This window comes from Flavobacterium sp. RHBU_3 (assembly GCF_046613565.1).
Classification (GTDB): domain Bacteria; phylum Bacteroidota; class Bacteroidia; order Flavobacteriales; family Flavobacteriaceae; genus Flavobacterium.
The window spans coordinates 372,029-395,523 of sequence record NZ_JBKJHC010000003.1 but is presented as its reverse complement, the minus strand read 5'-3'; the positions used below and the strand labels follow the sequence as shown (position 1 = coordinate 395,523).

The following is a 23,495-nucleotide window of genomic DNA, read 5'->3' as shown; positions in this document are numbered from 1 at the left end:
TTTTTTTATATTTGCTGTAAAGATAAAATAATTTGGCCGACGTGTTTACATTGCAGGATGTTGAAATTTTGGTATCTACCATGTACAGGGACAGCCTTGTTTTTTTAGAAGGAATGTTTCCCGGAGGCAGTTTTTCTGATTACAACATTCTGGTTATAAACCAAACTGATGCCGAAAGGGAGTTAGTATCTTCCTACCCGAATGTAAAGGTTGTTAATTCTGCTGAAAGGGGATTGTCTAACAGCCGTAACCAGGCATTACAGCACGCATTAGGAAAACTATGTGTCATAGCCGATGACGATGTGGTTTTTAGAAAGGACTTTGCACAAAAAATAGTAAATGCCTATAATGAACAGCCTCATACAGCGTTAATGGTGTTTAGGGCTGAAGATGGAAACGGCAAGGCATATAAGAATTATCCGGTAGCAAAACACCATTCATTGTCTCAGTTACAACGGCTTTCGGTTATGTCTATAGAAATGGTGGTTAACCTCCCATTAGTAAAGCAGGCCGGGGTGGAATTTGACAGGCGTTTCGGATTAGGCAGTACATTTACTATGGGGGAGGAGGCTGTGTTTGTAAATGCATTACACAAAAAGGGACTGACCATATTAGCTGAACCGGAATTTATTGTACAACACCCAGCTGAAGATACACATAAGAGAGTGAGCGTATCTGAAAAGTATTATGTACAAGGAGCATTGTTTACAGCATTATTTGGCACAGCATGGCTGACTTGGACATTTATAAAAATAGCTTTTGAAATAAAGAACAAAAAATTAAGCCTGAGCCAGGTAGCTGTAGCATTAAAAGCAGCATATAAAGGCAGGAAGGCTTTACTGCGATATGAGTAAAACTACACTAAACGATATACAATATATTGACTTTCCGGTAATACACGATTACCGAGGTAACCTTGCTTTTATACAGGAAGGTATAGTGCCTTACAGTTTTAAGAGGGTGTATTACCTTTTTGATGTGCCCAGTGGTGCCGAGCGCGGCGGGCATGCACACATCGGACAAAAACAAATCCTTATAGCACTTAGTGGCAGTTTTGATGTGGTGCTTGATGATGGTAATCAACGCAAGTCATTTACACTTAATAAACCTTCGGTAGGGTTGTATGTGGTAGAAGGGCTGTGGCGCGAGCTGCAAAACTTTTCATCAGGGGCGGTGTGCCTTGTTATTGCTGAAGATGTGTATGATGAAGGTGATTATATAAGGGACTACGACGAATTTATCGCTACAAAAAGATGAAACTGCTATACATAGTACCCAGGCTGGGCGGGGCGGGCGGACTGCAAAGGATTTTGCTGCTTAAAGCCGGTTACCTTGCCAAGAAAAAGGGCTATGATGTTACCATACTGGTTACTAATCCTGATACCCAACCTATTCTTTTTCCGATGCCGGAAAGTATCGCTATAAAGCATATTTTACCGCAATCAGGCAATCCGTTGTCGTATTTTTTTGCGTATCGCAAAGCAATAGCAAAAAATGTAAGCGATGTACAGCCCGATGCAGTTGTAGTGTGCGATAACGGGCTTAAAAGTTTTTTCCTGAAGAATGTTATCCCTCTTGGGATGCCTGTGGTCTATGAAATGCATGCTTCTAAAGCACTTATAGAGGATGAGATTGGCAAAAATATAATAACCAGGTTATTTCAAAAACCAATTCTTGTCTTGTTTAAAAAACGCTTAGGAGAGTACACGAAGTTTGTAGCACCTACCGAAAACGGTGTGGCAGAGTGGGGGCTAACAAATGGCATGGTATTGCCAAATCCTTTATGGTTTCACAACAGCTTGGATAATAGTTTGGTTAATAAAAAGATTGTGGTTATGGGCAGGCATGCGCCACAGAAGGGATATGAGCGGATGTTTACTTTATGGAAGCGTGTAGCCCAAATTCATCCTGATTGGGTACTTGAAATTTTTGGTACAGATAACCCAGACCATAGCCTTAAGGAAATGGCAACTTCTTTACAACTTAAAAACATTGTTTTTAAAGAGCCTGTAAAAGATATTGAACACGAGTACCTAAATGCCGCATTAAGTATTATGACATCATACAGTGAACCCTTTGGTATGGTGCTTATAGAGGCTATGGCATGTGGAGTGCCGTGTGTAGCTTATGATTGCCCTTCAGGTCCACGGACCATAATAAGGGATGGTGAAAATGGCTTTCTAATTCCTGATGGTGATGAAGATACTTTTGTAAACCGACTGGAGCAACTTATGCAAGACCATGAATTGAGGAAAAAATTGGGTGTCGCGGCAAAAGAAACGGCTTCCCGTTATGATATTGAAACGATAATGGCGCAATGGGATAAACTGTTTAAATCGTTAATCAAGGGAGCATAAATACCCAAGCCTGTACAGATCAAATACTAAAAGATTGGGGTTTTTAGCAAAAATCATTTTTTTCATCAGTGGTGCAAATATTTGGAAACCAAATGCTGCAATCACTTTCAGTTTCCACTTTTTCAATCGAGTATACTGTTTTAACATACCATTAGTTTCCGCTATTTCGGGGTAATTCTGTAAAAGCGCTTTACGATTTTCCACAGCTTCCATGCTTTTTCTGAAAAACACCTCGTTGCTTTCCAAACCAAGATGATAAATAGGGTTATCTATATGTAAAACCTTTACATGATTTTTATACAGGCTATAACCAAAGTACAGGTCCATACCGTAAAAGTTATCATCGGCCGGATAATTGTTTTCATTGAAAAGTGCTTTCGAAATTAAAAAATTACCCGAAAACACTACGCTGTAGGGTTTATGATTCCGAACATCTGCCGGAATTTCTTCTCGCTTGCGGCCAAATTTTACACGTAGCTCTTTGCCTTGTACATCAATATCTTTTTTGTACGCATATCCTCCAAAAACGGCCATGTCTTTATCTGCATAAGGCAGGTAAGCGGTAATAAAATCATTACTAACGGGGATAACATCTGCATCAAGAAACAGTAGGTTATTATACCGGGCTGTTTCTGCCAGCTTTTTGCGGGTTAGTGTACGGCCCAAGTTGGTATCGTTTCTCAGATAGCGCAACTTCGGGTATGAAGCCAAAAAAGCATCCTGAAGTACGCCTGTTGTTGAAGCATCATCACATACAATAATTTCAAATGCTATATTAGCATCTTGTAACTGTGCATATACCTGCTGTACCAGTGCCGAAACATCGTAATTGTATGCGGGTATCAGTACAGAAATCATGGTTTGGGCTGGTTTAAAAGTTTATTGCCTGTGAATCTGCCGATAGTAAGGAGTAATGATGTAAATATAAGCGTCTCAAATGGGAATGAGTAGCGCGAGTTGGTGCCGAAGGTTATAATGGCCTGGAGTACTGAAGCTGCAAATACTAAAGCGTAAATAAGTAGTTGTTTATCAATCTTTCGGGTTTTCAAATATTGAAAAAAATAATACGGGGTAAACAATACAAATATTGCTTTCAACGCAATTACCAGCCATTTGGTACAGTACCATAATACAAGTAATGGTTTTCTTCCCCAGGAACAGTAAAAATCACCATAGTTCCAAAACATATCAGTACCCCAGAATTTTATCCATGAGGTGAAAACCTGTTTGGCATAAGCATCTTTGTTTTGGCTAATGGCGGCTTTGGCGTATTTACCTAACAAATCGTTGAGTGCGGCGGGTTTTAGTCCGGTATATTGCTTAAGGTCCTCGTATGCAAACCAAATGCTCATGGCTACATCCTTGTTTTCTTTTAAAGCTATGTCACGGTGTTTAGCATATATAAGCCCTATTTCTTTATACTCATCCGGTACGTTTTCTGCAAAGTACACGCAGTTTTGTGCGAGGTTCAGGCCGTAATAAGTAGTAGATACAAAGTATCCGGTATTAACTTTATTCACGTAACTCCACCCAAAAAATATTGTCAGCGAAGCCAGCACAGGTAATACTATTGGATTTATAACATTCCTGAAAGAGAAATTTTTAAGCACATACATGCCGTAAAATACAAAAGGAATAAAGGCATAAAACGGTTTTATAAACGTAAGGTATGCTGTAAAGAATGTTATAAGCACTATCTGCCAAACGTTTGTACTGCCGTTTAAGAACAACTTTAAAAAATGATAAAATGCCAGGGTAAGCATCAGCAGTGTAAGGCTTTCGGTAAGGATGCAAAACTCATTAAAAACCAGATGCAGCAGACAGTTTAATATTATGGCTGTATATGTAGCTGTGGCTTTTGTAAAGCCAATGAGTTGTAAGGTTTTGTATGTATAAAGTGCAGTTACTATGCCTGAAAGCAATTGTATTGCTACTACAAGTGGCTGGCTGTTGCCAAGTAAACTTATAAGCAGGGGGTAACCGGGAGTACGCTCACCTGTATAGCCATTAAGACGGCCGTGCGAAAGGATATCGGCAAGGGCTATATAATCTCCCGAATCTGGGAACAGGGTAACATCGCGGTATATAAAGGCAATGATTAAACGTACCAAAAGGCATACGGCCACTATGGCATATACCGGGTATGTGATTATCGTTTTATGGAGCCTTTGCAGCATTAGCGAAGTTTATACGGTGCGCTGTACTACTTCAAACAGGGTACCTTCGTCGCACTTCAGGGTTTTGGCCGGGAACTTCATAATCAGGGCATAGTCGTGCGTAGCCATAATAATGGTTTTCCCCAGCTGGTTTATCTGGCGCAGCAGTTGCATTACCTCCACACTGGTTTGCGGGTCCAGGTTACCGGTAGGTTCGTCGGCAAGTATTACCTCAGGGTCATTCAGCAGGGCGCGTGCTACGGCTATACGTTGCTGCTCACCACCCGAAAGTTGGTGCGGCATTTTACCCAGTGCCTGTTTCATGCCCACCTTGTCCAGCACTTCGGCTATTTTTACCTCCATTTCGGTTTTTTCCTTCCATCCGGTGGCTTTCAGTACAAACAGCATGTTTTCGTGTACGCTGCGGTCGGGTAGCAGCTTAAAGTCCTGGAAAATAATACCTATTTTCCTTCTCAGGTATGGTATGTCACGTTCTTTAAGTTTGCCCAGTTCATAACCTACAAATTCGCCTTCGCCTTTTTGCAGCTTCAGGTCGCCGTACAGGGTTTTCATAAGCGAACTCTTACCTGTTCCGGTTTTCCCGATGATGTATATAAACTCACCACGAGTTACATCAAGGTCAATATCGGTAAGTACGGCATTGTTTTCCTGATATATGGTTGCATTTTTTAGCGATAATATAGGCTGCGACATGGTGTTTTTTATGTTTTGATGTGTAAAAGTAATAATAAACTGCCGTTTTCAAAATTTATTTTGCTTACAACAGCCTCAGCAATATGGTTAATTTTGGGTTAAAGTTTGTGTTTAAAGACTAACGCTTTCGGGTGCCTAAGTATTGTAAATACGTTGTTTTAATGATTCGTTATTCTCGATGCGGATAGATTACTTACATACTAAAACCCAAAACCTGCCCGTTAGTTTATGTAAGAATTGGTATATTTGAAACCTACATAAAACACTAAATCATGCGCAGACTCCACAGGCTATTGCTGCTTTCTGTACCCTTTTCGGGGTTAAGCCTTTCGGCACAGCAGTCTACCATTTACACCCACCAGCTAAAGGACTTCGATAGGGCCGTTAGCCTCTATGACGACCAGCAGTTTCAGGCTGCACAAATCCTTTTTGAAAAGACAAAGCACGACAACGACGATACCGACGTTCAGGCGGATTGTGCTTTTTATATAGCCGAGTGCGCCATAAAGCTAAACCAGAAAAATGCTGATGTACTGATGCAGGATTTTGTGGAAGGCTACCCGGTAAGCCCACGCCAAAACCAGGCATATATAGATATGGCCGACTACCATTTTAACCATGGCAGCTATAAGCTGGCTATGGAATATTATGACAAGGTAGACGAAAGCAACATGTCTGTTACAGACAGGGAGCGTTACAACTTTCAGAAGGGGTACAGCTATTTTACCAATGGTGATAAAAAAGAGGCCGAGAAATACCTGCAAAAGGTTAAGGAGTCTAAAAAATATGGCTCGCAGGCCAAATACTACCTGGGCTTCCTGGCCTATGAAGGTGACGATTACAAAAAAGCCAATGCCTATTTTGAGCAGGTAGACGACAAGGAGAAGTACAGCGAAAAAATGAGTTACTTCCAGGCAGATATGGCCTTTAAGGAAGGTAACTTTAAAAAAGCCATTGAAGTAGGTGTGCCACAATTGCCAAAGAGCGATGCTAACGAAAAAAGCCAACTTTCGAAGATTATAGGAGAAAGTTATTTTAACCTTGGTCAGTATGATAAAGCCATACCATATCTTAAAGATTATAAAGGTGAAAAAGGCAAGTGGAGCAATACCGATTTCTATCAGCTTGGTTATGCCTACTACAAGCAGGGCGATTATGAAAGGGCGATTACCGAATTCAACAAGATTGTAGGCGGTAACGATGCCATTGCCCAAAATGCGTACTACCACTTGGGCGAAAGCTACCTGAAAGTAGGGAAGAAGCAGGAAGCGCTGAACGCGTTTAAGAACGCCAGCGAAATGACCTTTGAACCAAAAATTCAGGAGGATGCCGCACTGAACTACGCTAAACTGAGCTATGATATAGGCAATCCTTACCAAAGCGTACCGGAAGTATTGGGCGGTTTCATTGAAAAATATCCTGCCTCTCCGTTTAAAAAGGAGATACAGGAGTTGCAAATCGACTCATACATTACCTCTAAAAACTATACCGAGGCGCTTTCGCTTCTGGAAAAGAACAAGTCGCCGGAGAACAGGGCTGCCTACCAAAAAGTTACGTTCTATCGTGGTATGGAACTGTATACCGATGGCGGTTACCAGCAGGCATTGGCACTCTTTAAAAAGTCGATTGCCGAGCCACGTGATCCTCGCATTACCGCGCGTGCCACCTTTTGGCAGGGTGAGACCCAGTATGTACTGGACCAGTATAACGATGCGCTGATAAGCTTTAAGCAGTTTATGGGCAGCAGCGAAGCTAAGGCTACACCGGAGTATAAGAACATCAATTATAACATTGCCTATACGTACTTTAAGCTGAAGGAATACGACCAGGCAGCCAAGTACTTTGGCGATTATGTAGCAGGGGCTAAAGACGATAAGCTTAGGCTGAACGATGCTTACCTGCGCCTTGGCGACAGCCAGTTTGTAAGTGCCAAATACTGGCCTGCTATGGAAGCCTATAACAAAGCCATAGAAATGAACGGTATAGATGCCGATTATGCTTTGTTCCAAAAGGCGTTGAGCTACGGTTTTGTAGCGCGCAACGAGAAGAAGATAGACGACCTAACCAGTTTTATAGCGCGTTTTCCGAAATCTAAGTATGCTGATGATGCATTGTATGAACTGGGTAACACCTACGTAACCGAAAAACAGAATACTAAGGCCATACAGTCTTATGACCGCCTGATTGCCGAATACAAAAACAGCAGCTACGTAAGTAAAGCACTGATGCGCGAGGCGCTTATCTACTATAACTCTGAACAGGATGAAAAGGCCCTTGCCAAGTTTAAGGAAGTGGTAGCCAATTTCCCGAATACACCGGAATCGGTAGAGGCAGTACAAACGGCACGTAACATTTATGTAGACAACGGCCGTACAGATGAGTATGCTGCCTGGGTAAAAACACTCGACTTTGTAGATGTAACCGACAGTGACCTGGATAACACTGCCTTTGAAGCTGCCGAAAAGCAGTACCTGCAAAACAATACCAAGCAGGCTATTTCGTCATTGAGCAGTTATGTGAGCAAGTTCCCTAACGGCGCTTCGGCACTTAAGGCTAACTTCTACCTGGCACAGTCGTACTTTGCCGAAGGGCTGGAAAGTAACTCGGTGCCGCATTATGAATATGTGATAGTTGTCCCTCGTAATGAATTTACAGAGCAGGCACTGGCAAGGCTGTCGCAGGTGCACCTTAAAGCGGGCAACTGCGAAAAGGCCATCCCGGTACTGAAAAGGTTGGAAACCGAAGCCGACTATCCGCAGAATACCACCTTTGCACAAAGCAACCTGATGAAGTGCTATTACGACAGTAAAGATTATGGTAATGCCGTGATTTATGCCGATAAGGTATTGGCAAACAGCAAAACCGAAGACCGCGTAAAAAGCGATGCACAAATTATTGTAGCGCGTTCGGCTATAAAAACCAATGATGAAGCTAAGGCACGTACAGCGTATGCCAAGCTGCTTACCATAGCCAAAGGCGAACTTGCTGCTGAGGCGTTGTACTACGATGCTTACTTTAAAAATAAAGACGGCAAGTATGAGGATAGTAACAAGGTGGTGCAAAAGCTAAGCAAGGACTATTCGGGGTACAAGTACTTTGGTGCCAAAGGGCTTATCGTTATGGCTAAGAACTTCTACGGGCTTAAGGACAGCTACCAGGCTACCTATATATTAGAGAGTGTGGTGAAGAATTTTACCTCGTTCCCGGATGTGGTGCAGGAAGCTCAGGCCGAGCTGGATACTATTAAAGGAAAAGAAGCACAAAGGAACTCATCCATCAAAAACTAATTTCGACTATTCGCCATGAAGACACTATATAAAATAGCAATGATTACTGCCTTCGCTGGTATACAGTCGGCTTTGGCACAGAAGAAGGATGAAAATATAGGTACCGAGGTAGTAAACGTGGTTAAGCCGTATACGCCCACCATATCTGATGCCTTTAAAGTAAAAGAAACTCCCGTTATAGAAGACGATGAGAATACCAAAAAAGAGGAGATAAAGTATAATATTTTCTCTTATCCGGTAGCTTCTACTTTTTCTCCTGCCAAAGGGAAAGCTGCAACCGTAGACCGCGAGGAACGTAAAAAATACTTTAGTAACTACGTAACGCTTGCTGCGGGTAACTACGGTACCATAAACGGAGAGGCATTTGTAACCCATAACCTGGACGATACGCAGTATGTTGCGGCCTTGTTAAGGCACCTTTCGTCTCAGGGTAATATAGACGGGGTAGCGCTGGATAATAATTTTAGTACTAACGGGCTCGATCTTACTTATGGTAACCGCCAAAAGGAGTATACATGGAAAACCGACCTGGGTTACCAAAGGCAGGTGTACAACTGGTATGGTCTGGACTATACTTCGTTTGACGAAACCCTTATAAACAGTATAGACCCTAAGCAAACGTATAATACGGTATATGCAGGTGCGCAATTTTCGGCACGCAACAGTTTTTTCCATGAGGCGCAGATACAGTACAAACGCTTTTGGGATGGCTTTGATTCGGCAGAGAATCGCTTTTTCATCACGCCTGATTTCGATGTGAAAATAGGTAAGGAGAAAGTAAAAGTGGGTGTCGTGGCCGATTATGTAGGCGGTGATTTTGCAAAGGATTATACAGGTGTAACCGATTTGAGCTATTCTGTATTCAACCTTGGTATACAGCCAAGCATACTGTACCAGCGTGCTGATACTTCGGTGCAGTTTGGGGCAGGGGTGTTTTACAGCATAGGCAAGCAGAATGGTGCCAGCGATAACAAGTTCTTTATTTACCCGCAGATTAAAGCCTCGCACAAGCTGGTAGGCGACCTTATGGTGGTGTACGCCGGTGCCGAGGGCGGGCTGAAACAAAACTCGTATGCTGATTTTGTGGGTCAAAACCCATTTGTATCGCCTACGTTAACGCCTGTAACTCCTACAAACCAGCAGTACGACCTGTACCTGGGCTTAAAAGGTAAGTTGGCCAGCCCGGTTAGTTATAATTTAAGGGCATCGTACCTGAGTGAAGATGATAAGGCGTTTTTCTTGTCTAATAACCCGCTTGGGCTTGCCCCGGCTGCTGATTATTTTGGCTACCAGTATGGCAATTCGTTTGGACTGGTGTACAGTAACCTGAAAACATTCAGCTTCTTTGGTGAGTTGAAGGCCGATTTTTCTAATACAGTTACGGCGGGTATTAACGGAACTTACTATGGCTACAGCACCGACCTTGCCGAAGCCTGGAACATGCCGTCTATAAAAGTAGGTGCTACCCTGGATATAGACATTAATGAAAAATGGAATGCGGGTACTAACCTGTTCTTTGTGGGTGACCGTAAAGATGTTAAGTGGATAGCAAGTGTAGATGATACGGCTTTTTATACTTCAGAAGTAGTAACCTTAAAAAGCTATTTTGATGCTAATGCCCACGTAAGTTATAAGTACAGCGACCGCCTTACCGGTTTTGTAAAGCTGAACAACATAGCGAACCAAAACTACCAGAGGTGGCAAAACTACCAGGTACAGGGATTCCAGTTTTTACTGGGGGCAACGTATAAGTTTAATTTATGAGATTGAAAAATTGAATGGTTTAAACATTTAAACATTCGGTATCTATATAGAAGATTCTTCGTTTGGACTTTGGTTCACAATGAAGAATCTTTTTTACTTTTACATCCGCCCAAAATCTTTCAATTTTCAATCATTAAATCTTTCAATGGATTCTTTAAAACATAAAATACTTTCATACTACAAACAGCAGGTGGAGGATAAACTCGATGCTTTCCGTGATATGGTTGCCTCCCTGACCGAAGGCGCCGCTAACGATGCAAAAGGCTCGGCAGGGGATAAGCACGAAACTGCCCTGAGCATGATGCATATTGAACAGGAAAAACTCAACCATAAAATAGCGGAGTTCTTAGAACAGAAAGCTTTGCTCGATAAAATAAACCCGGATGCTGTAAACGAAAGGGTGGTGCTGGGTAGCGTGGTAAAGGCCAATACACACCACCTGTTTGTAAGCACTGCTTTGCCAAAAATAACAGTAGAAGGGGTTACGGTAATAGCGCTCTCGCCACAGTCGCCACTGGGTACTGCCATGCTGGGCAAAGGGGTAGGTGATGCATTTGAGGTAAACGGCACAAGATACACCATAGAATATATACAGTAAACAAAGCCATCCTTCGGGGTGGTTTTTTTATGGATTGTAATTTGGCAGTGCCCTAAAAGCCTACTTTGCTTATAGATTAATGTAATATTGGGTTGAAAAGTTTAAAATGTAAACAAGATAATGTTTTAGTGTTTTAAAATTGAAACCTAAAATGCAACTTTGTCTTGTTGAAATAAACCAAATACTGGTTTTTAACATGGAACTTTAACAGACGAGGAGTATGTGCGGAATATTATCAATTATAGGAAAAGGAAAAGACGAAGCGCTGGTAAAGCAGTTATCTAAAAGGATGTCGCACCGCGGGCCGGATGAAAGTGATTTGCATGTAACGGAAAAAGGCCACATCCTGAGCCATGAGCGTCTTTCTATCATTGACCTTAGTACCGGCAAGCAGCCGATACAGGGTACAAAAGATGCATGGATGGTACACAATGGCGAGATATACAACCACAAGGCGCTGCGTGAGAATGAACTGAAAGGGCACACGTTCCGCACTACATCCGATTCTGAGGTTATCGTTCACCTGTATGAGGAGTTTGGATATGATTTTTGCCACCTGCTGGATGGTATCTTCGGGTTTGTGGTGATAGATGGTGATGATTTCATTGCAGGCCGCGACCCACTGGGTGTAAAGCCGCTGTACTACGGGATTGATGACAGAGGGAGGATGTATTTCTCAAGCGAAATGAAGTCGATTGCCGATCAGTGCCAAACGTTTTCAACTTTCCCTCCGGGGCATTATTATACGCCAAAGACAGGTTTTGTAAAATATTACAAGCCACAATGGGAAGATATAACCAAAGCGGTGGAGCCGGTAGATTATGCTGCCATTCGCGAAACGCTTACACAGGCAGTAGAGAAAAGGCTGATGAGTGATGTGCCTATCGGGGTGCTGCTTTCGGGCGGACTTGATTCTTCGCTTACGTCGTCTATCGCGGCGAGGGCCATGAAGAAGATGGGTAAGCCACTGCATTCATTCTCTATAGGGCTTGATGCCGCTGCGCCCGATGCTGTTGCGGCACGTGCAGTGGCCGAATTCCTGGGTACAGAACACCATGAGGTGCACTTTACCATAGAGCAGGGCATAGAAATACTGGATAAGCTTATATGGCACCTGGAAACGTATGATGTTACATCGGTGCGTGCCAGTACACCTATGTACTTCCTGAGTAAGGCCATTACCGAAAAGGGTATTAAGGTAGTGCTTAGCGGAGAGGGTGCTGACGAAATATTTGGCGGTTACCTGTATTTCCGCAATGCGCCTTCGGCAGAGGATTTCCAGCGCGAAACCATGGACAGGGTGCAAAAGCTGTTTACAGCCGACCTGCTGCGTGCCGATAAAAGTACTATGGCACACGGCCTTGAAGCAAGGGTGCCGTTCCTGGATAAAAAGTTCCTGGAACTTGCCATAAAAATTAAACCGGAAGAAAAACAGCCAAAGACGTACGATGGCATTGAAAAATATATTTTAAGGAAAGCATTTGATACCCCGGAGCAGCCTTACCTACCAGACAGTGTGCTGTGGAGGCAGAAGGAGCAGTTTAGCGATGGGGTGGGGTATAACTGGATTGATACACTTATAGAATATTGCTCAGGTTTGGTAACAGACGAGGAGCTGGCAAGTGCGGCTGAAAGATTCCCGTATAATACCCCGGCTACTAAGGAAGCGTATTATTACCGTAGTGTATTCCATAAGCATTTCCCGCAGGTGAGCGCTGCGCAAACCGTAAGGAAATGGATACCGAAGTGGCAGGCGAACACCGACCCGAGTGGTCGTGCCAATGCCGCGCACGTACAAGCCGATACTGCCATAGCGCAACAGAAGATAGTAGTTTAATTTCAGGTTTTTGGAATTTAGTTTGTTTGTTTGTGGAGGCGCCCGCTGCGAAGCAGGGCGCCCTTTTTTTTGTAAATGGGTAAATACTGAACTTTGTGTTGTAAAAAAGTATTTTTTAATAAATTGTTAATAACTTAAAAGCTAATTAGAAGCCATTTGTAGCATTATCTGTCGCGTTTCCTTATATTTGTTCGTTAAACTGAAAATTTTGCAAAGGACATAAATTTATGAGCGAAGAAGCAAAGAAAAACAATTATTCGGCAGACAGTATCCAGGCCCTTGAGGGGATGGAACACGTAAGGATGCGTCCGTCAATGTATATTGGAGATGTTGGTCCGCGCGGTCTTCACCATCTTGTGTATGAGGTTGTAGATAACTCTATAGATGAGGCACTTGCCGGTTATTGTGATACTATTTCTGTTACAATAAATGAAGATAATTCTATTACTGTAGAAGACAACGGCCGTGGTATTCCGGTAGATATACACAAAAAAGAAGGTGTATCTGCGCTAGAGGTGGTAATGACCAAAATTGGTGCCGGTGGTAAATTTGATAAAGACTCATATAAAGTGTCGGGTGGTCTTCACGGTGTGGGTGTATCGGTAGTAAATGCACTATCAGATCACATGCATTCTACGGTTTTCCGCGATGGTAAGGTTTACGAGCAGGAATATGAGAAAGGTAAATCCATTTATCCGGTAAGGCAAATTGGCGAAACCGATAAAAGGGGTACTACACAAACCTTTAAGCCGGATGGTACTATTTTTACCCAAACCTTAGAATATTCTTATGATACGCTTGCTGCACGTATGCGCGAGCTTTCATACCTTAATAAAGGTATCAGTATTACCCTTACTGATAAACGCGAGGTTAAAGAAGACGGTTCTTTCCTTTCTGAGACGTTCCACTCAAGTGAAGGTCTTAAGGAATTTGTTAAGTTCCTGGATGGTAACCGTGAGCCTATCATTGCCCATGTAATAAGCATGGAGAGTGATAAGGGCGAAATCCCTGTAGAGGTGGCGCTTATATACAATACCAGCTACAGCGAGAATATCTTCTCTTACGTAAACAATATTAATACGCATGAAGGAGGTACGCACCTTTCGGGTTTCCGTAGGGGGCTTACCAATACCCTTAAAAAATATGCCGATAACTCAGGCCTGCTTGAGAAACTGAAATTCGAGATTTCGGGTGATGACTTCCGTGAAGGCCTTACTGCTATTATCTCGGTTAAGGTAGCTGAACCTCAGTTTGAGGGGCAAACCAAAACCAAGCTGGGTAACCGTGAGGTTGTAGCCCCGGTGAGCCAGGCGGTAAGCGAAATGCTGGAAAACTACCTTGAGGAAAATCCTAACGATGCCCGTACTATAGTGCAAAAGGTAATCCTTGCGGCACAGGCGCGCCACGCGGCTAAAAAAGCCCGCGAAATGGTGCAGCGTAAAACCGTTATGGGCGGTGGCGGACTTCCGGGTAAACTAAGTGACTGTTCTGAGCAGGATCCTGCAAAATGTGAGGTATTCCTTGTAGAGGGTGACTCGGCAGGTGGAACTGCAAAGCAAGGTCGCGACAGGGCTTTCCAGGCTATTATGCCGCTAAGGGGTAAAATCCTTAACGTAGAAAAAGCCATGCACCATAAGGTGTTTGAAAACGAGGAGATACGTAATATATTTACCGCACTTGGTGTAACCATAGGTACAGCTGAGGACAGTAAAGCGCTGAACCTTGATAAGCTGCGCTACCATAAAGTAGTGATTATGTGTGACGCCGACGTAGACGGTAGTCACATTAGTACATTGATACTTACGTTCTTCTTCCGCTTTATGAAGGAGCTGATAGAAAATGGACACGTATATATAGCTACCCCGCCACTTTACCTTGTTAAGAAAGGTAATAAGAAGGAGTACGCGTGGACAGAAGCACAACGCGATGATGCTAACGAGCGAATGGGCGGTGGTGCTACCATACAGCGATACAAAGGTCTTGGTGAGATGAACGCTGAGCAGCTTTGGGAAACAACCATGAATCCTGAATTCCGAACCCTGCGCCAGGTAAGTATTGACAGCCTGGCTGAGGCCGACAGGATTTTCTCTATGCTAATGGGAGATGAAGTGCCGCCAAGGCGTGAATTTATTGAGAAAAATGCCGCTTATGCAAAAATTGATGCGTAAGCCGGATTTTAAAATATTTAAATTACTTGCCGCAGGCCTGATGCTTTGTTCAGGCCCTGCGGCATTTTCACAAACCGACCCCGCACAAATCGTAGAGCAGATTAATTATCTTATAGATGATGCTATTTTCTTCTCAGATAAGTACGTAACTCCGGCTACTGATGCTGCCGTATACCAGGCTTCATCGGGCTGGATTTCTTCCCCAAAAAAAACAGAATTATGGGATGTGTCTTTCGGGATACATGCCAATGTATTTATGACTCCGCACAAGGATCGTAGCTTTGTAATACACAATAGTGATTTTTCTTTCTTCCAGCTTGAAGAGGGTACTTCGGCTCAGGTGCCTACGGCTTTAGGTAATGATGATAAGGTATATCTTACCGGTCAGCTTGGCGATAGTCAGGTGAGGCTTGAAACCCCTCAGGGTATGGATATGAACGTTGTAGCTTATCCGTATCTTCAGGGTTCGGTAGGGTTGCCGTTTGGTACGGAGCTCGTGGTAAAGTATTCTACACGCGTTAAGTTGAAAAAAAGCGAATACCAGGTGTATGGTGTAGGACTTAAGTATAACTTCAGTCAATACTTTGAAACACTAAACAGGCAAAAGATAAACCTGGCTGTGCTTGCGGGCTATGGCAGGGAAGATGTTTCCTTTGGTTTTCTTGATGTGCAGACTGATTTTGGTACTTTGGGTATTAATACCATAAATGGTAGCGTAGATACCTGGCAGTTTCAGCTCAGCGGGTCTCAGGAATTTGGTAATGTAGAATTTATGTGCAGCTTTATAACCAATGTAAGTGATGTAAAATACAATGTTAGCGGGCCTACCGGTAGTATAGAGGAAATTTTGCCACTTCAGCAAGTGCTTAATCAAAGGCTGCATGAAATATATAAGACACGTACTAATTATATAGGAGAAGTTTCTACAAAGTACAATTTCGGACATTTTGACCTACAGGGTATTGTGGCTTTTGGCAAGTTTGTAAATGCAAATGTGTCGCTGCACTACCTTATTAAATAGTAATACAACAGTTTTTGCATGGCTGTTATACATGCAGCAGACAACATAGAGCATATATTATTAGGGCTGCAACAATAGCCCTTTTTTTTATGATATAATTTGCAAATAAATTGGTTTAATATTTTTGAAATTATATATTTGCTCGTTTTTTAAAAAATGGAATAATTAATTTAAGTAATAATGCAGAATAAGGGACTCGTACAATTTTTCGCAATCCTCTTAGGGTTAGTATGTATTTACCAGCTTTCCTTCACGTTTGTGTCAAACAACATCCAGGCAGAAGCCAAGGCTGTTGCCAAAGGTGATGCAGGTAAGGAAGTGGCCTACCTGAATTCAATTAAGGATTCGGTAGTATATCTTGGTTACACATACGACGAAGTAAGGGATAAACAAATCAACAAAGGTCTGGACCTTGAAGGTGGTATCAACGTAATGCTTGAAATCTCTGTTAAGGACATCCTTAAAACCCTTTCAAACCACTCTCAAAACATCGTTTTCAACAAAGCGCTGGACAGGGCTGTAAGGGAAAGACAAGGTAACCAGAGCTATCTTGATGCTTTTTTCATTGCATTCCAGAAAGAGTCTAACGGAACCGTAAAACTTGCTTCACCGGAGATATTTGCCAATAAGGTAATGGGTGAGGAGATAAACACAGCAATGACTGACAGCGAAGTGCAGAAAGTTGTTGCTAAAAAAGTGAGTAAGTCAATAGACAGTGCCTTCGGTGTACTTGCCGAGCGTATCGATAAATTCGGTGTGGTACAGCCAAACATACAAAGGCTTGGAGAAACCGGCCGTATCATGGTAGAACTACCGGGCGCTAAAGATATAGACCGTGTAAAAAAACTACTTCAAAGTACTGCCCAACTTGAGTTTTGGGAAACGTTTACTATCCAGGATCTTCAGGGCTTCTTTGTAAGCGCTAACGAAGCGCTTAAAAAGACTGAGAAAGTTGCTGCTACAGAAACTGCCGAGACTAAAAACGACTCGCTTTCTAAGCTTCTTGGTAGTAAAGATACTGCTGCTCCAGCAAAGGGAACAAACCCACTACTTGAAAAAATACAGTTTTCACAAGGTGGTCCTGTACTTGGTTTAGTATCTGTAAAAGATACTGCTAAAGTATCAGAATACCTAAAAAGGCCGGATATCCGTAGCCTGCTTCCTGCTGAAGCCCGTTTTGCGCATTTTGTATACGGTAAGGAAGATGTTAAAAAATCTAAAGGTATCCTTGAGCTTTATGCGCTAAAAGGTAACAAAGAAAATATAGCTCCGTTAGGTGGTAATGTTATTACCGGTGCCAGCGATACATTTGACCAAAGCGGTAAGCCTGCTGTTTCTATGACCATGAACGTTCGTGGTGCTCAGAAATGGGAAGAAATGACCGGTAAGGCATACAGGGAGCAAGGTTATATAGCAATTTCACTTGATAACGTGGTGTACTCTGCACCGGGTGTTACTACAGGTCCTATCTCTGGTGGTAACTCTCAAATTTCAGGTGCTTTTGATGTAACTGAAACAAAAGACTTAGCTAACATTCTTCGTGCAGGTCAGCTACCGGCTGCTGCTGAGATTGTTCAGTCTGAAATTGTAGGTCCTTCACTGGGTCAGGAAGCTATTGATAACGGTATTAACTCATCAATCGCTGGTTTACTTATCGTATCACTTTGGATGCTTGTATACTACGGCCGTGCCGGTTGGTTTGCTAATGCTGCACTTGTAGTAAACGTATTGTTCCTGTTTGGCTGTCTTGCCAGTTTTGGTGCTGTACTTACACTTCCTGGTATTGCAGGTATCGTACTTACTATAGGTACTGCGGTAGATGCTAACATTATTATCTATGAGCGTGCTAAAGAAGAGATACGTCATGGAAAATCTCTTGAAGAAGCTGTAAAAACTTCTTTCAGCTGGAGGGGTGCTATGTCATCAATTATCGATGCTAACGTTACTCACGTAATTACAGGTTTGGTACTGTTTATTTTTGGTACAGGTCCGGTACGTGGTTTCGCTACTACACTACTTATAGGTATCTTTACTTCACTATTTACGTCAATATTCATCACCAGGATGTTCCTTGATCACTATGTGAAAAAAGGTAAAGAGCTTACGTTTGTAACCGGTCTTTCTAAAAACTGGTTTACTAATTTCCACTTTGATTTCCTTGGTGCTAAGAAATTTACATACATCTTCTCATCTGCTGTAGTTGTTATCAGCTGCGTGTCGTTCTACTTTAATGGTCTTGACCAAGGTATCGACTTTGCCGGTGGACGTACATTCCAGGTGAAATTTGAAACTGCAGCTCCTGTAGAGCAAATTAAAGAAGAACTTAGTTCTAAAAATGTATTTGACGATAACGTAGACGTTAAAGTATTCGGAAACGATAAACAGCTTCGTATTACTACTAAATACAAAGTAGACGAAAACACTGCTGAAGCAGATAAGGATGTTAACAGTAAATTATACGAATCACTTAAAAAATACTATCCTAAAGGTATTAGTGAGGATGAGTTTGTAAACACCAGCGAAGGTAAAACCCTTGGTATCCTTCAGGCTACTAAAGTAGGTGCTACTGTGGCTGATGATATTAAGACTAACTCTTACTGGGCTGTTCTTGGTGCTATGGGTATTGTATTTATTTACCTAATGGTAAGTTTCCGTAAGTGGCAGTACAGCCTTGGTGCAATTGCTGCTGTGGCGCACGACGTTGTTTTTGTACTGGGTCTATACTCGCTACTTTACAAATACATGCCGTTCCACATGGAAATGGACCAGCACTTTATTGCGGCTATCCTTACCGTTATAGGTTACTCTATGAACGATACTGTAATTGTATTTGACAGGATTCGTGAATATATTGCAGGTAACGAAAAAGGTTCGTTTAAACACATTGTAAACGCATCTATTAACACTACTATGTCGCGTACAGTAAACACCTCATTAACCATGATTCTTGTACTTGGTATCATGTTTATCTTTGGTGGCGATACCATTCGTGGTTTTGTATTTGCAATGCTTATCGGTATTGTTGTAGGTACCTACTCATCACTGTTCATTGCAACTCCTGTACTTGTTGATACAGTTTCTAAAGAAGACAAAGAAGCTATCGAAAAAAGGCACAACCAGTCAGCAGACGAAGTAGCCTAATTAAGATATTTCTGTTAAAATAAATGAAACCTGCTTATGCAAATAAGCAGGTTTTTTATTTATTTGCATACGTAAAAAAAAATATAGCCGTTATTACATTATAAAAAGGCATAGTTTTAGAAGGATTACATAAACCAAAACATTGGACATGACAAACCTAATTTTTTTATTGCAGGACACTATTCCTGCTGCAGTAGCAGATTCTACAGCCGTAGCTACAACGGCTGCACCTGAGACATCAGTTAATTACTTTTCTCTGCTTATGAAGGGAGGGGTAATGGTAGCACCCATTCTGCTGCTTTTGTTCTTTACGCTTTATGTAATTATTGAAAGGGCTTTATACATTAGTAAAGCCAGTAAGGATAGCGACAAGCTTATAGACGAAGTGCGTATGCATCTTACATCGGGCAAAATAGAAAATGCCCAGATGGCAGCTGCGCGTGCCGGTACAGCCTCTGGTAATATCCTGGAAAGCGGTATATCGCTTATAGGACGTCCGCTTAGCGAAATAGAAGGTATGATGGAGAAGCAGACCAATGTAGAGATTGGCTTAATGGAAAAGAAACTTGGCTGGCTGGGTCTTGTGGCCGGTATAGCACCTATTTTAGGTTTCATTGGTACCATATCAGGGGTAATCAAGATATTCTACACCATTTCGGTTACAGAGAACATCAGTATCGGTTCTATCTCGGGTGGTCTTTATGAAAAAATGATCAGTTCGGGTCTGGGGCTTATTGTAGGTGTTGTAGCATATTCGGGCTATCACTTCTTTAATATGTCTATAGACAGTTTTGCACTTCGCGTACAAAAAGCGGTAATTAAATTTGTAAACATAATAACTGTAGGTAAATGAGAGTAAGGAGAAACAAACGCTTCCATGCAGAAATCGCGGCCAGTGCGCTTAGCGATATCATGTTCTTTTTGCTGCTGTTCTTCCTTATTATATCTACCCTGGCTAACCCAAATGTTATCGATCTTAGCTTGCCTAAGGCAGAGTCTAACAAAACTACTGACAAGGCACACGTTACCATATCTGTAACGCCAGATAAGGAGTATTTTATAGACAAGCAGCAGGTAGCGCCTGAGGAGCTTGAAGGAGCCCTTATGGCAAAGCTGGGAACTACTAAAGATAATGTGGTAATTGTACGGCTTCCGAAGGATTTGCAGGTACAGGATATGGTAGATATATTACAGATAGGGCAAAGGAACAAGCTTAAGTTTTCTATTGCAACAACTAAATAGTAAAAGGTTATGTCAGTAAAGTTAAATCAGGACGAGAAGATTTCGCTTGCCATTACATCGGGCGTATTCCTGTTGTTATTGCTGGCGTTGTTTATCTTTAAATATACCGAAAAATCCGACCTTGTAGATCTTGAAGGTGGCGGCGGTGGCGGTGGTGTTACCGTTAACTTTGGGGACAGCGATGTAGGTTCGGGTGCCGATTTCCGTAGTGAAGTACTTGATGTAAGCCAAAAAACGCAACGCACACAGGCAGCTACACCCGATGAGGAGGAAATCGTGGCCAGTGACCTGGACGATGCTCCGGCGGTAGTGAATACCAAGCCCATAAAGAAAACGCCTAAAAAGGAAGATACAAAACCTAAACCTGAGCCGGTAAAGACTCCAAAACCGTCTAAGGCCACAAATGATGCCCTTTCGAGCCTATTGAATGGCAGTAACAGCGGTGGCGATGGCGATGATGCACAGGGTGGTAATAAAGGCCAACTAAACGGCGATCGTAACAGTAACGGATATTACGGTTCCGGAGGTAGCGGCGGCGGAAACGGATCGGGTAACGGAACCGGTACAGGCCCTGGCAGCGGAAGTGGCAGTGGTGGCGGTAACGGTGCCGGTGTAGGTACAGGAAACGGTAACTACAGGCTTGCCGGACGTAAAGTGCTTACAAAACCAGCCCCGCGATATACTTGTAACGAGCAGGGTACTGTAGTGGTAGAAATATCTGTAGATAAAGACGGGCGAGTAATTTCGGCAAGTCCGGGGGCAAGGGGTACTACAAATGCAGCCAAATGCTTACTGGATCAGGCTAAAATTGCAGCGATGAATACGAAGTTTGATTCTAGTAGTTCTGCTCCTGAAAAACAGGTGGGAACTATAGTATACAGGTTTACACTTACCGAATAAGATAAATAAACCCCAAATAAGTTAAGGCCTATTTGGGGTTTTTAATATGGTTTAATCTAAAGGTCATAATCTCTTTTATAAGCTCCAGAGGCATCGGTTCGGTTATGGGAAATTGCACTGAGCCTTTTCCCTGTTTATAACGGCTTAGCGCTTCTTTAAAGGCTTCATGGCCTGTGGGCGTAGCATAAAACCCGATGTGGTTTTTATATCCTGCAAAATATACCAGCGGCTTGCCTTGTAATTTGTAAGCAGGCATGGCATAGCTGATGCTTTCTTCGGCTTCTGGGCAGGTTTCTCTTATAGCCGTTCGTACCTGTTGTAATAATACTTGTGTTTCGGCAGGAAATTGCGCTATGTAGTCATCAACAATTTTCATGGCTAATTATTTATAGCACTATTTAGTTCTTCGGTAGTGGCTCCGTTGCGGGCGGCTTCTATAACCAATGTCAATAGATTAACGTTCCCTGATTGTGCCGTTTGTACTATAGCATTTAGGGCTTTTTCCAAGGCATCAATATTCCTTTCCTTTAAATCGGTGGCTTGTGGCTGCTTGTTTTCTCCACTTGTATAGGGTGCAGGTGTATCTTTTATATACTTGTATTTGTTTACGCCTACAACAATAGCTTCTCCATTCTCTTTCTGAGCCTTTTTCATGGCTATAGCATCACTTACTCGCTGTTGCGGTATTCCCGCCTCTATAAGCTTTAAAAAACCTCCTGAGGCTTCTATTTTTTCAATAAGCCTCCAGGTATTCTGGGTTATTTCATCGGTTAAAGATTCTATATGGTTACTGCCGGCCCAGGGGTCTACCGTTTTTGTAATTTTGGTTTCTTCCTGTAAAAATAATTGCGTATTGTAAGCCAGTTGAGTACCGACTTCAGACGGTTGTCCGGTAGCCTCGTCATAAGCAAAGGTTTGTAACGATTGGTTACCGCCAAATGCAGCAGCAAATGCTTCGGTACAAATGCGCCCAACATTGTTGTATGGATCGGTTTCGGCAAGATTCGAAATACTTGTTTGGCTATGGATGCGCATGGCTAACGATTTTTCATCTTTTGGGGCAAACTGTTTCATCAACTTGGCCCAAAGCATTCGGGCTGCGCGCATTTTGGCTACTTCAGTGAAATATTCCATACCCACCGACCATGAAAAACTAAGGTGTTGGGCAAGGTAGTCTACTTTTTGCCCGGATGCCACACCCGCCCGGATGTATTCTAATCCGGAAGCAAGTGTATACGCCAGTTCCACATCTACACTTGTTCCTGCTTCCTGTAATCCGCTACCCGATAGCGTCACTTCACAGAAATTAGGCAGGTTAGATGCGTTGTATTCTAGAATATCAAACAGAGTTTTGAACAAGGTGGGAACAGGTGTGCTATTGCCTTCTATAATCTTATATATGTCAAATTTCAGTGTGCCCAAAAGTAGCTCAGGTAGTATATCTTCTTCCTGAGCACCGGCAATTAAAAAAGCCATAACAGACAGCAGATTGTGGTCAATATCTATACATATAGATTCGCTTACATGCGATTTGTTAAACAACAGGGTTTTCATGTCTTCAACATTGTTTATACCCAAGCTGTCTATGCTGTTGTACTGTTTTATCTCCCAGGGTTTTCGTGTATACATAGAGGCATTAATTCCACGTAAATACGGGGCAAAGCCCGCACCGAAATCAACATGCTCCGGGTGATTTTGGTCGGCTTCAACCGTTCCCCTGTTTAGTTGTATATGTTGGAGGTTTTTTCTCATTCAAATTAATAAGGGTATTTGTGCGGATTTTTTGAAGTATGAAAACAGGATAGTACTATGACTTCAAAATTTTGTTCATCCACAATAAAAAATAATAGGTAGGGGAAGCCTTTTACGGGAATAGCTCTGATCTTATGGTATCGTATTCCAAAGAAAGGATCAACTGAAAGATTATGGTAAGCTTTCTGAATAGCACCAACGAATTTTTCTGGGACAATGGCACTAACATCGTTATAATAATCTATGGCATCGTAAAATTCTTCCTGAGCCTTAGGGGAGACAATAACCTTATAAGCCATACCGCTTTTTTAGTTCCCGGATAGATTCTTCCGCTGACAAATAATCTGTTGTAGGTTCGTTAATACGAATATCAAGTTCAGCTTTCATTTCATCACTAAGATAAAAAACATCAGTCTTAGGCAAAATAATCACCTCTACTTCATCGGCATAAAAATCGTCCGGCAAGGTAATGTTTATGGTTTTACCTTCTACTTTTATAAATTTCCTTATCGCTTCCATGGCCTCTACTTTTTTATAAATATACTGCTTTTAAGCTAA

Annotated in this window: 20 protein-coding genes; 13 read left to right on the top strand and 7 right to left on the bottom strand. The window is 42.3% G+C overall.

Annotated elements, in window-relative coordinates; translation table 11 throughout:
* Positions 1 to 41: 41 nt before the first annotated feature.
* Genes ACLI1A_RS06095 through ACLI1A_RS06085 form a run of 3 tightly spaced genes read left to right on the top strand, consistent with a single transcriptional unit; the run spans position 42 to position 2,357 of the window.
* The gene (locus ACLI1A_RS06095) at positions 42 to 854 is read left to right on the top strand and encodes a glycosyltransferase (RefSeq protein ID WP_411407221.1); all 813 of its coding nucleotides are present in this window, start codon (positions 42 to 44) and stop codon (positions 852 to 854) included.
* Positions 847 to 1,257, top strand: a complete 411-nt coding sequence (locus ACLI1A_RS06090; RefSeq protein WP_411407161.1) for a sugar 3,4-ketoisomerase — start codon at positions 847 to 849, stop codon at positions 1,255 to 1,257. Before ACLI1A_RS06095 ends, ACLI1A_RS06090 begins: the two co-directional genes overlap by 8 nt.
* Complete coding sequence (locus ACLI1A_RS06085; RefSeq protein ID WP_411407159.1) at positions 1,254 to 2,357, top strand: glycosyltransferase; 1,104 nt, start codon at positions 1,254 to 1,256, stop codon at positions 2,355 to 2,357. The genes ACLI1A_RS06090 and ACLI1A_RS06085 overlap by 4 nt, the downstream gene beginning before the upstream one ends.
* Here ACLI1A_RS06085 and ACLI1A_RS06080 read toward each other — a convergent pair.
* From ACLI1A_RS06080 to ACLI1A_RS06070, 3 genes are read right to left on the bottom strand one after another with little or no spacing between them, the layout of a single operon-like run.
* Positions 2,340 to 3,215: a glycosyltransferase family 2 protein gene (locus tag ACLI1A_RS06080; protein WP_411407157.1), complete on the bottom strand. Its 876-nt coding sequence runs from the start codon at positions 3,213 to 3,215 to the stop codon at positions 2,340 to 2,342. The two genes, ACLI1A_RS06085 and ACLI1A_RS06080, sit on opposite strands and share 18 nt — an antisense overlap.
* Entirely contained in the window at positions 3,212 to 4,534 is a 1,323-nt protein-coding gene (locus ACLI1A_RS06075; protein ID WP_411407155.1) for a hypothetical protein, read from the bottom strand. Before ACLI1A_RS06075 ends, ACLI1A_RS06080 begins: the two co-directional genes overlap by 4 nt.
* 9 nt (positions 4,535 to 4,543) lie before the next feature.
* Complete coding sequence (locus ACLI1A_RS06070; RefSeq protein ID WP_411407153.1) at positions 4,544 to 5,227, bottom strand: cell division ATP-binding protein FtsE; 684 nt, start codon at positions 5,225 to 5,227, stop codon at positions 4,544 to 4,546.
* Between the two features lie 272 nt (positions 5,228 to 5,499).
* Here ACLI1A_RS06070 and ACLI1A_RS06065 point away from each other — a divergent pair, with 272 nt between their 5' ends.
* The 10 genes from ACLI1A_RS06065 to ACLI1A_RS06020 all read left to right on the top strand — a co-directional run bounded on the left by ACLI1A_RS06065 (position 5,500) and on the right by ACLI1A_RS06020 (position 21,185).
* On the top strand, positions 5,500 to 8,514 hold the full coding sequence (locus ACLI1A_RS06065; RefSeq protein ID WP_411407151.1) for a tetratricopeptide repeat protein: 3,015 nt from the start codon (positions 5,500 to 5,502) through the stop codon (positions 8,512 to 8,514).
* Between the two features lie 15 nt (positions 8,515 to 8,529).
* A complete protein-coding gene (locus ACLI1A_RS06060) occupies positions 8,530 to 10,278 on the top strand; it encodes a TonB-dependent receptor (protein WP_411407149.1) in 1,749 nt (582 codons plus the stop codon).
* Between the two features lie 145 nt (positions 10,279 to 10,423).
* A complete protein-coding gene (locus ACLI1A_RS06055) occupies positions 10,424 to 10,876 on the top strand; it encodes a hypothetical protein (RefSeq protein WP_411407147.1) in 453 nt (150 codons plus the stop codon).
* Between the two features lie 220 nt (positions 10,877 to 11,096).
* Positions 11,097 to 12,713: an asparagine synthase B gene (gene asnB, locus ACLI1A_RS06050; protein ID WP_411407145.1), complete on the top strand. Its 1,617-nt coding sequence runs from the start codon at positions 11,097 to 11,099 to the stop codon at positions 12,711 to 12,713.
* Between the two features lie 227 nt (positions 12,714 to 12,940).
* Positions 12,941 to 14,881, top strand: coding sequence for a DNA topoisomerase (ATP-hydrolyzing) subunit B (gene gyrB, locus ACLI1A_RS06045; RefSeq protein WP_411407143.1), 1,941 nt, complete (start codon positions 12,941 to 12,943; stop codon positions 14,879 to 14,881).
* Positions 14,862 to 15,902 carry a DUF6588 family protein gene (locus ACLI1A_RS06040; RefSeq protein ID WP_411407141.1) on the top strand — a complete coding sequence of 347 codons (1,041 nt, stop codon included), beginning with the start codon at positions 14,862 to 14,864 and terminating at the stop codon, positions 15,900 to 15,902. Before gyrB ends, ACLI1A_RS06040 begins: the two co-directional genes overlap by 20 nt.
* A 180-nt stretch (positions 15,903 to 16,082) precedes the next feature.
* A complete protein-coding gene (gene secDF, locus ACLI1A_RS06035) occupies positions 16,083 to 19,043 on the top strand; it encodes a protein translocase subunit SecDF (RefSeq protein WP_411407139.1) in 2,961 nt (986 codons plus the stop codon).
* A 148-nt stretch (positions 19,044 to 19,191) separates the two neighbouring features.
* On the top strand, positions 19,192 to 19,896 hold the full coding sequence (locus tag ACLI1A_RS06030) for a MotA/TolQ/ExbB proton channel family protein (RefSeq protein ID WP_411407137.1): 705 nt from the start codon (positions 19,192 to 19,194) through the stop codon (positions 19,894 to 19,896).
* Entirely contained in the window at positions 19,893 to 20,285 is a 393-nt protein-coding gene (locus tag ACLI1A_RS06025) for an ExbD/TolR family protein (protein WP_411407135.1), read from the top strand. Before ACLI1A_RS06030 ends, ACLI1A_RS06025 begins: the two co-directional genes overlap by 4 nt.
* Positions 20,286 to 20,294: 9 nt before the next feature.
* Positions 20,295 to 21,185, top strand: a complete 891-nt coding sequence (locus ACLI1A_RS06020) for an energy transducer TonB (RefSeq protein WP_411407134.1) — start codon at positions 20,295 to 20,297, stop codon at positions 21,183 to 21,185.
* Between the two features lie 28 nt (positions 21,186 to 21,213).
* Here the strand turns inward: ACLI1A_RS06020 and ACLI1A_RS06015 are convergent, their stop codons facing one another.
* The 4 genes from ACLI1A_RS06015 to ACLI1A_RS06000 are packed head-to-tail and all read right to left on the bottom strand — an operon-like array spanning position 21,214 to position 23,456.
* Positions 21,214 to 21,561 carry an iron chaperone gene (locus tag ACLI1A_RS06015; protein ID WP_411407132.1) on the bottom strand — a complete coding sequence of 116 codons (348 nt, stop codon included), beginning with the start codon at positions 21,559 to 21,561 and terminating at the stop codon, positions 21,214 to 21,216.
* A gap of 2 nt (positions 21,562 to 21,563) precedes the next feature.
* A complete protein-coding gene (locus tag ACLI1A_RS06010) occupies positions 21,564 to 22,937 on the bottom strand; it encodes a methylmalonyl-CoA mutase family protein (protein ID WP_411407130.1) in 1,374 nt (457 codons plus the stop codon).
* A gap of 5 nt (positions 22,938 to 22,942) precedes the next feature.
* Complete coding sequence (locus ACLI1A_RS06005; RefSeq protein WP_411407128.1) at positions 22,943 to 23,236, bottom strand: type II toxin-antitoxin system RelE/ParE family toxin; 294 nt, start codon at positions 23,234 to 23,236, stop codon at positions 22,943 to 22,945.
* Positions 23,226 to 23,456, bottom strand: coding sequence for a hypothetical protein (locus tag ACLI1A_RS06000; protein WP_411407126.1), 231 nt, complete (start codon positions 23,454 to 23,456; stop codon positions 23,226 to 23,228). The genes ACLI1A_RS06005 and ACLI1A_RS06000 overlap by 11 nt, the downstream gene beginning before the upstream one ends.
* Between the last annotated feature and the right edge of the window lie 39 nt (positions 23,457 to 23,495).

Excerpts from the sequence above, each read along its gene's own strand:
- ACLI1A_RS06090 (WP_411407161.1), top strand. The coding sequence starts at position 847 with ATGAGTAAAACTACACTAAACGATATACAATATATTGACTTTCCGGTA.
- ACLI1A_RS06085 (WP_411407159.1), top strand. The coding sequence starts at position 1,254 with ATGAAACTGCTATACATAGTACCCAGGCTGGGCGGGGCGGGCGGACTG.
- ACLI1A_RS06080 (WP_411407157.1), bottom strand. The coding sequence starts at position 3,215 with ATGATTTCTGTACTGATACCCGCATACAATTACGATGTTTCGGCACTG.
- ACLI1A_RS06075 (WP_411407155.1), bottom strand. The coding sequence starts at position 4,534 with ATGCTGCAAAGGCTCCATAAAACGATAATCACATACCCGGTATATGCC.
- ACLI1A_RS06070 (WP_411407153.1), bottom strand. The coding sequence starts at position 5,227 with ATGTCGCAGCCTATATTATCGCTAAAAAATGCAACCATATATCAGGAA.
- ACLI1A_RS06065 (WP_411407151.1), top strand. The coding sequence starts at position 5,500 with ATGCGCAGACTCCACAGGCTATTGCTGCTTTCTGTACCCTTTTCGGGG.
- ACLI1A_RS06060 (WP_411407149.1), top strand. The coding sequence starts at position 8,530 with ATGAAGACACTATATAAAATAGCAATGATTACTGCCTTCGCTGGTATA.
- ACLI1A_RS06055 (WP_411407147.1), top strand. The coding sequence starts at position 10,424 with ATGGATTCTTTAAAACATAAAATACTTTCATACTACAAACAGCAGGTG.
- asnB (WP_411407145.1), top strand. The coding sequence starts at position 11,097 with ATGTGCGGAATATTATCAATTATAGGAAAAGGAAAAGACGAAGCGCTG.
- gyrB (WP_411407143.1), top strand. The coding sequence starts at position 12,941 with ATGAGCGAAGAAGCAAAGAAAAACAATTATTCGGCAGACAGTATCCAG.
- ACLI1A_RS06040 (WP_411407141.1), top strand. The coding sequence starts at position 14,862 with ATGCAAAAATTGATGCGTAAGCCGGATTTTAAAATATTTAAATTACTT.
- secDF (WP_411407139.1), top strand. The coding sequence starts at position 16,083 with ATGCAGAATAAGGGACTCGTACAATTTTTCGCAATCCTCTTAGGGTTA.
- ACLI1A_RS06030 (WP_411407137.1), top strand. The coding sequence starts at position 19,192 with ATGACAAACCTAATTTTTTTATTGCAGGACACTATTCCTGCTGCAGTA.
- ACLI1A_RS06025 (WP_411407135.1), top strand. The coding sequence starts at position 19,893 with ATGAGAGTAAGGAGAAACAAACGCTTCCATGCAGAAATCGCGGCCAGT.
- ACLI1A_RS06020 (WP_411407134.1), top strand. The coding sequence starts at position 20,295 with ATGTCAGTAAAGTTAAATCAGGACGAGAAGATTTCGCTTGCCATTACA.
- ACLI1A_RS06015 (WP_411407132.1), bottom strand. The coding sequence starts at position 21,561 with ATGAAAATTGTTGATGACTACATAGCGCAATTTCCTGCCGAAACACAA.
- ACLI1A_RS06010 (WP_411407130.1), bottom strand. The coding sequence starts at position 22,937 with ATGAGAAAAAACCTCCAACATATACAACTAAACAGGGGAACGGTTGAA.
- ACLI1A_RS06005 (WP_411407128.1), bottom strand. The coding sequence starts at position 23,236 with ATGGCTTATAAGGTTATTGTCTCCCCTAAGGCTCAGGAAGAATTTTAC.
- ACLI1A_RS06000 (WP_411407126.1), bottom strand. The coding sequence starts at position 23,456 with ATGGAAGCGATAAGGAAATTTATAAAAGTAGAAGGTAAAACCATAAAC.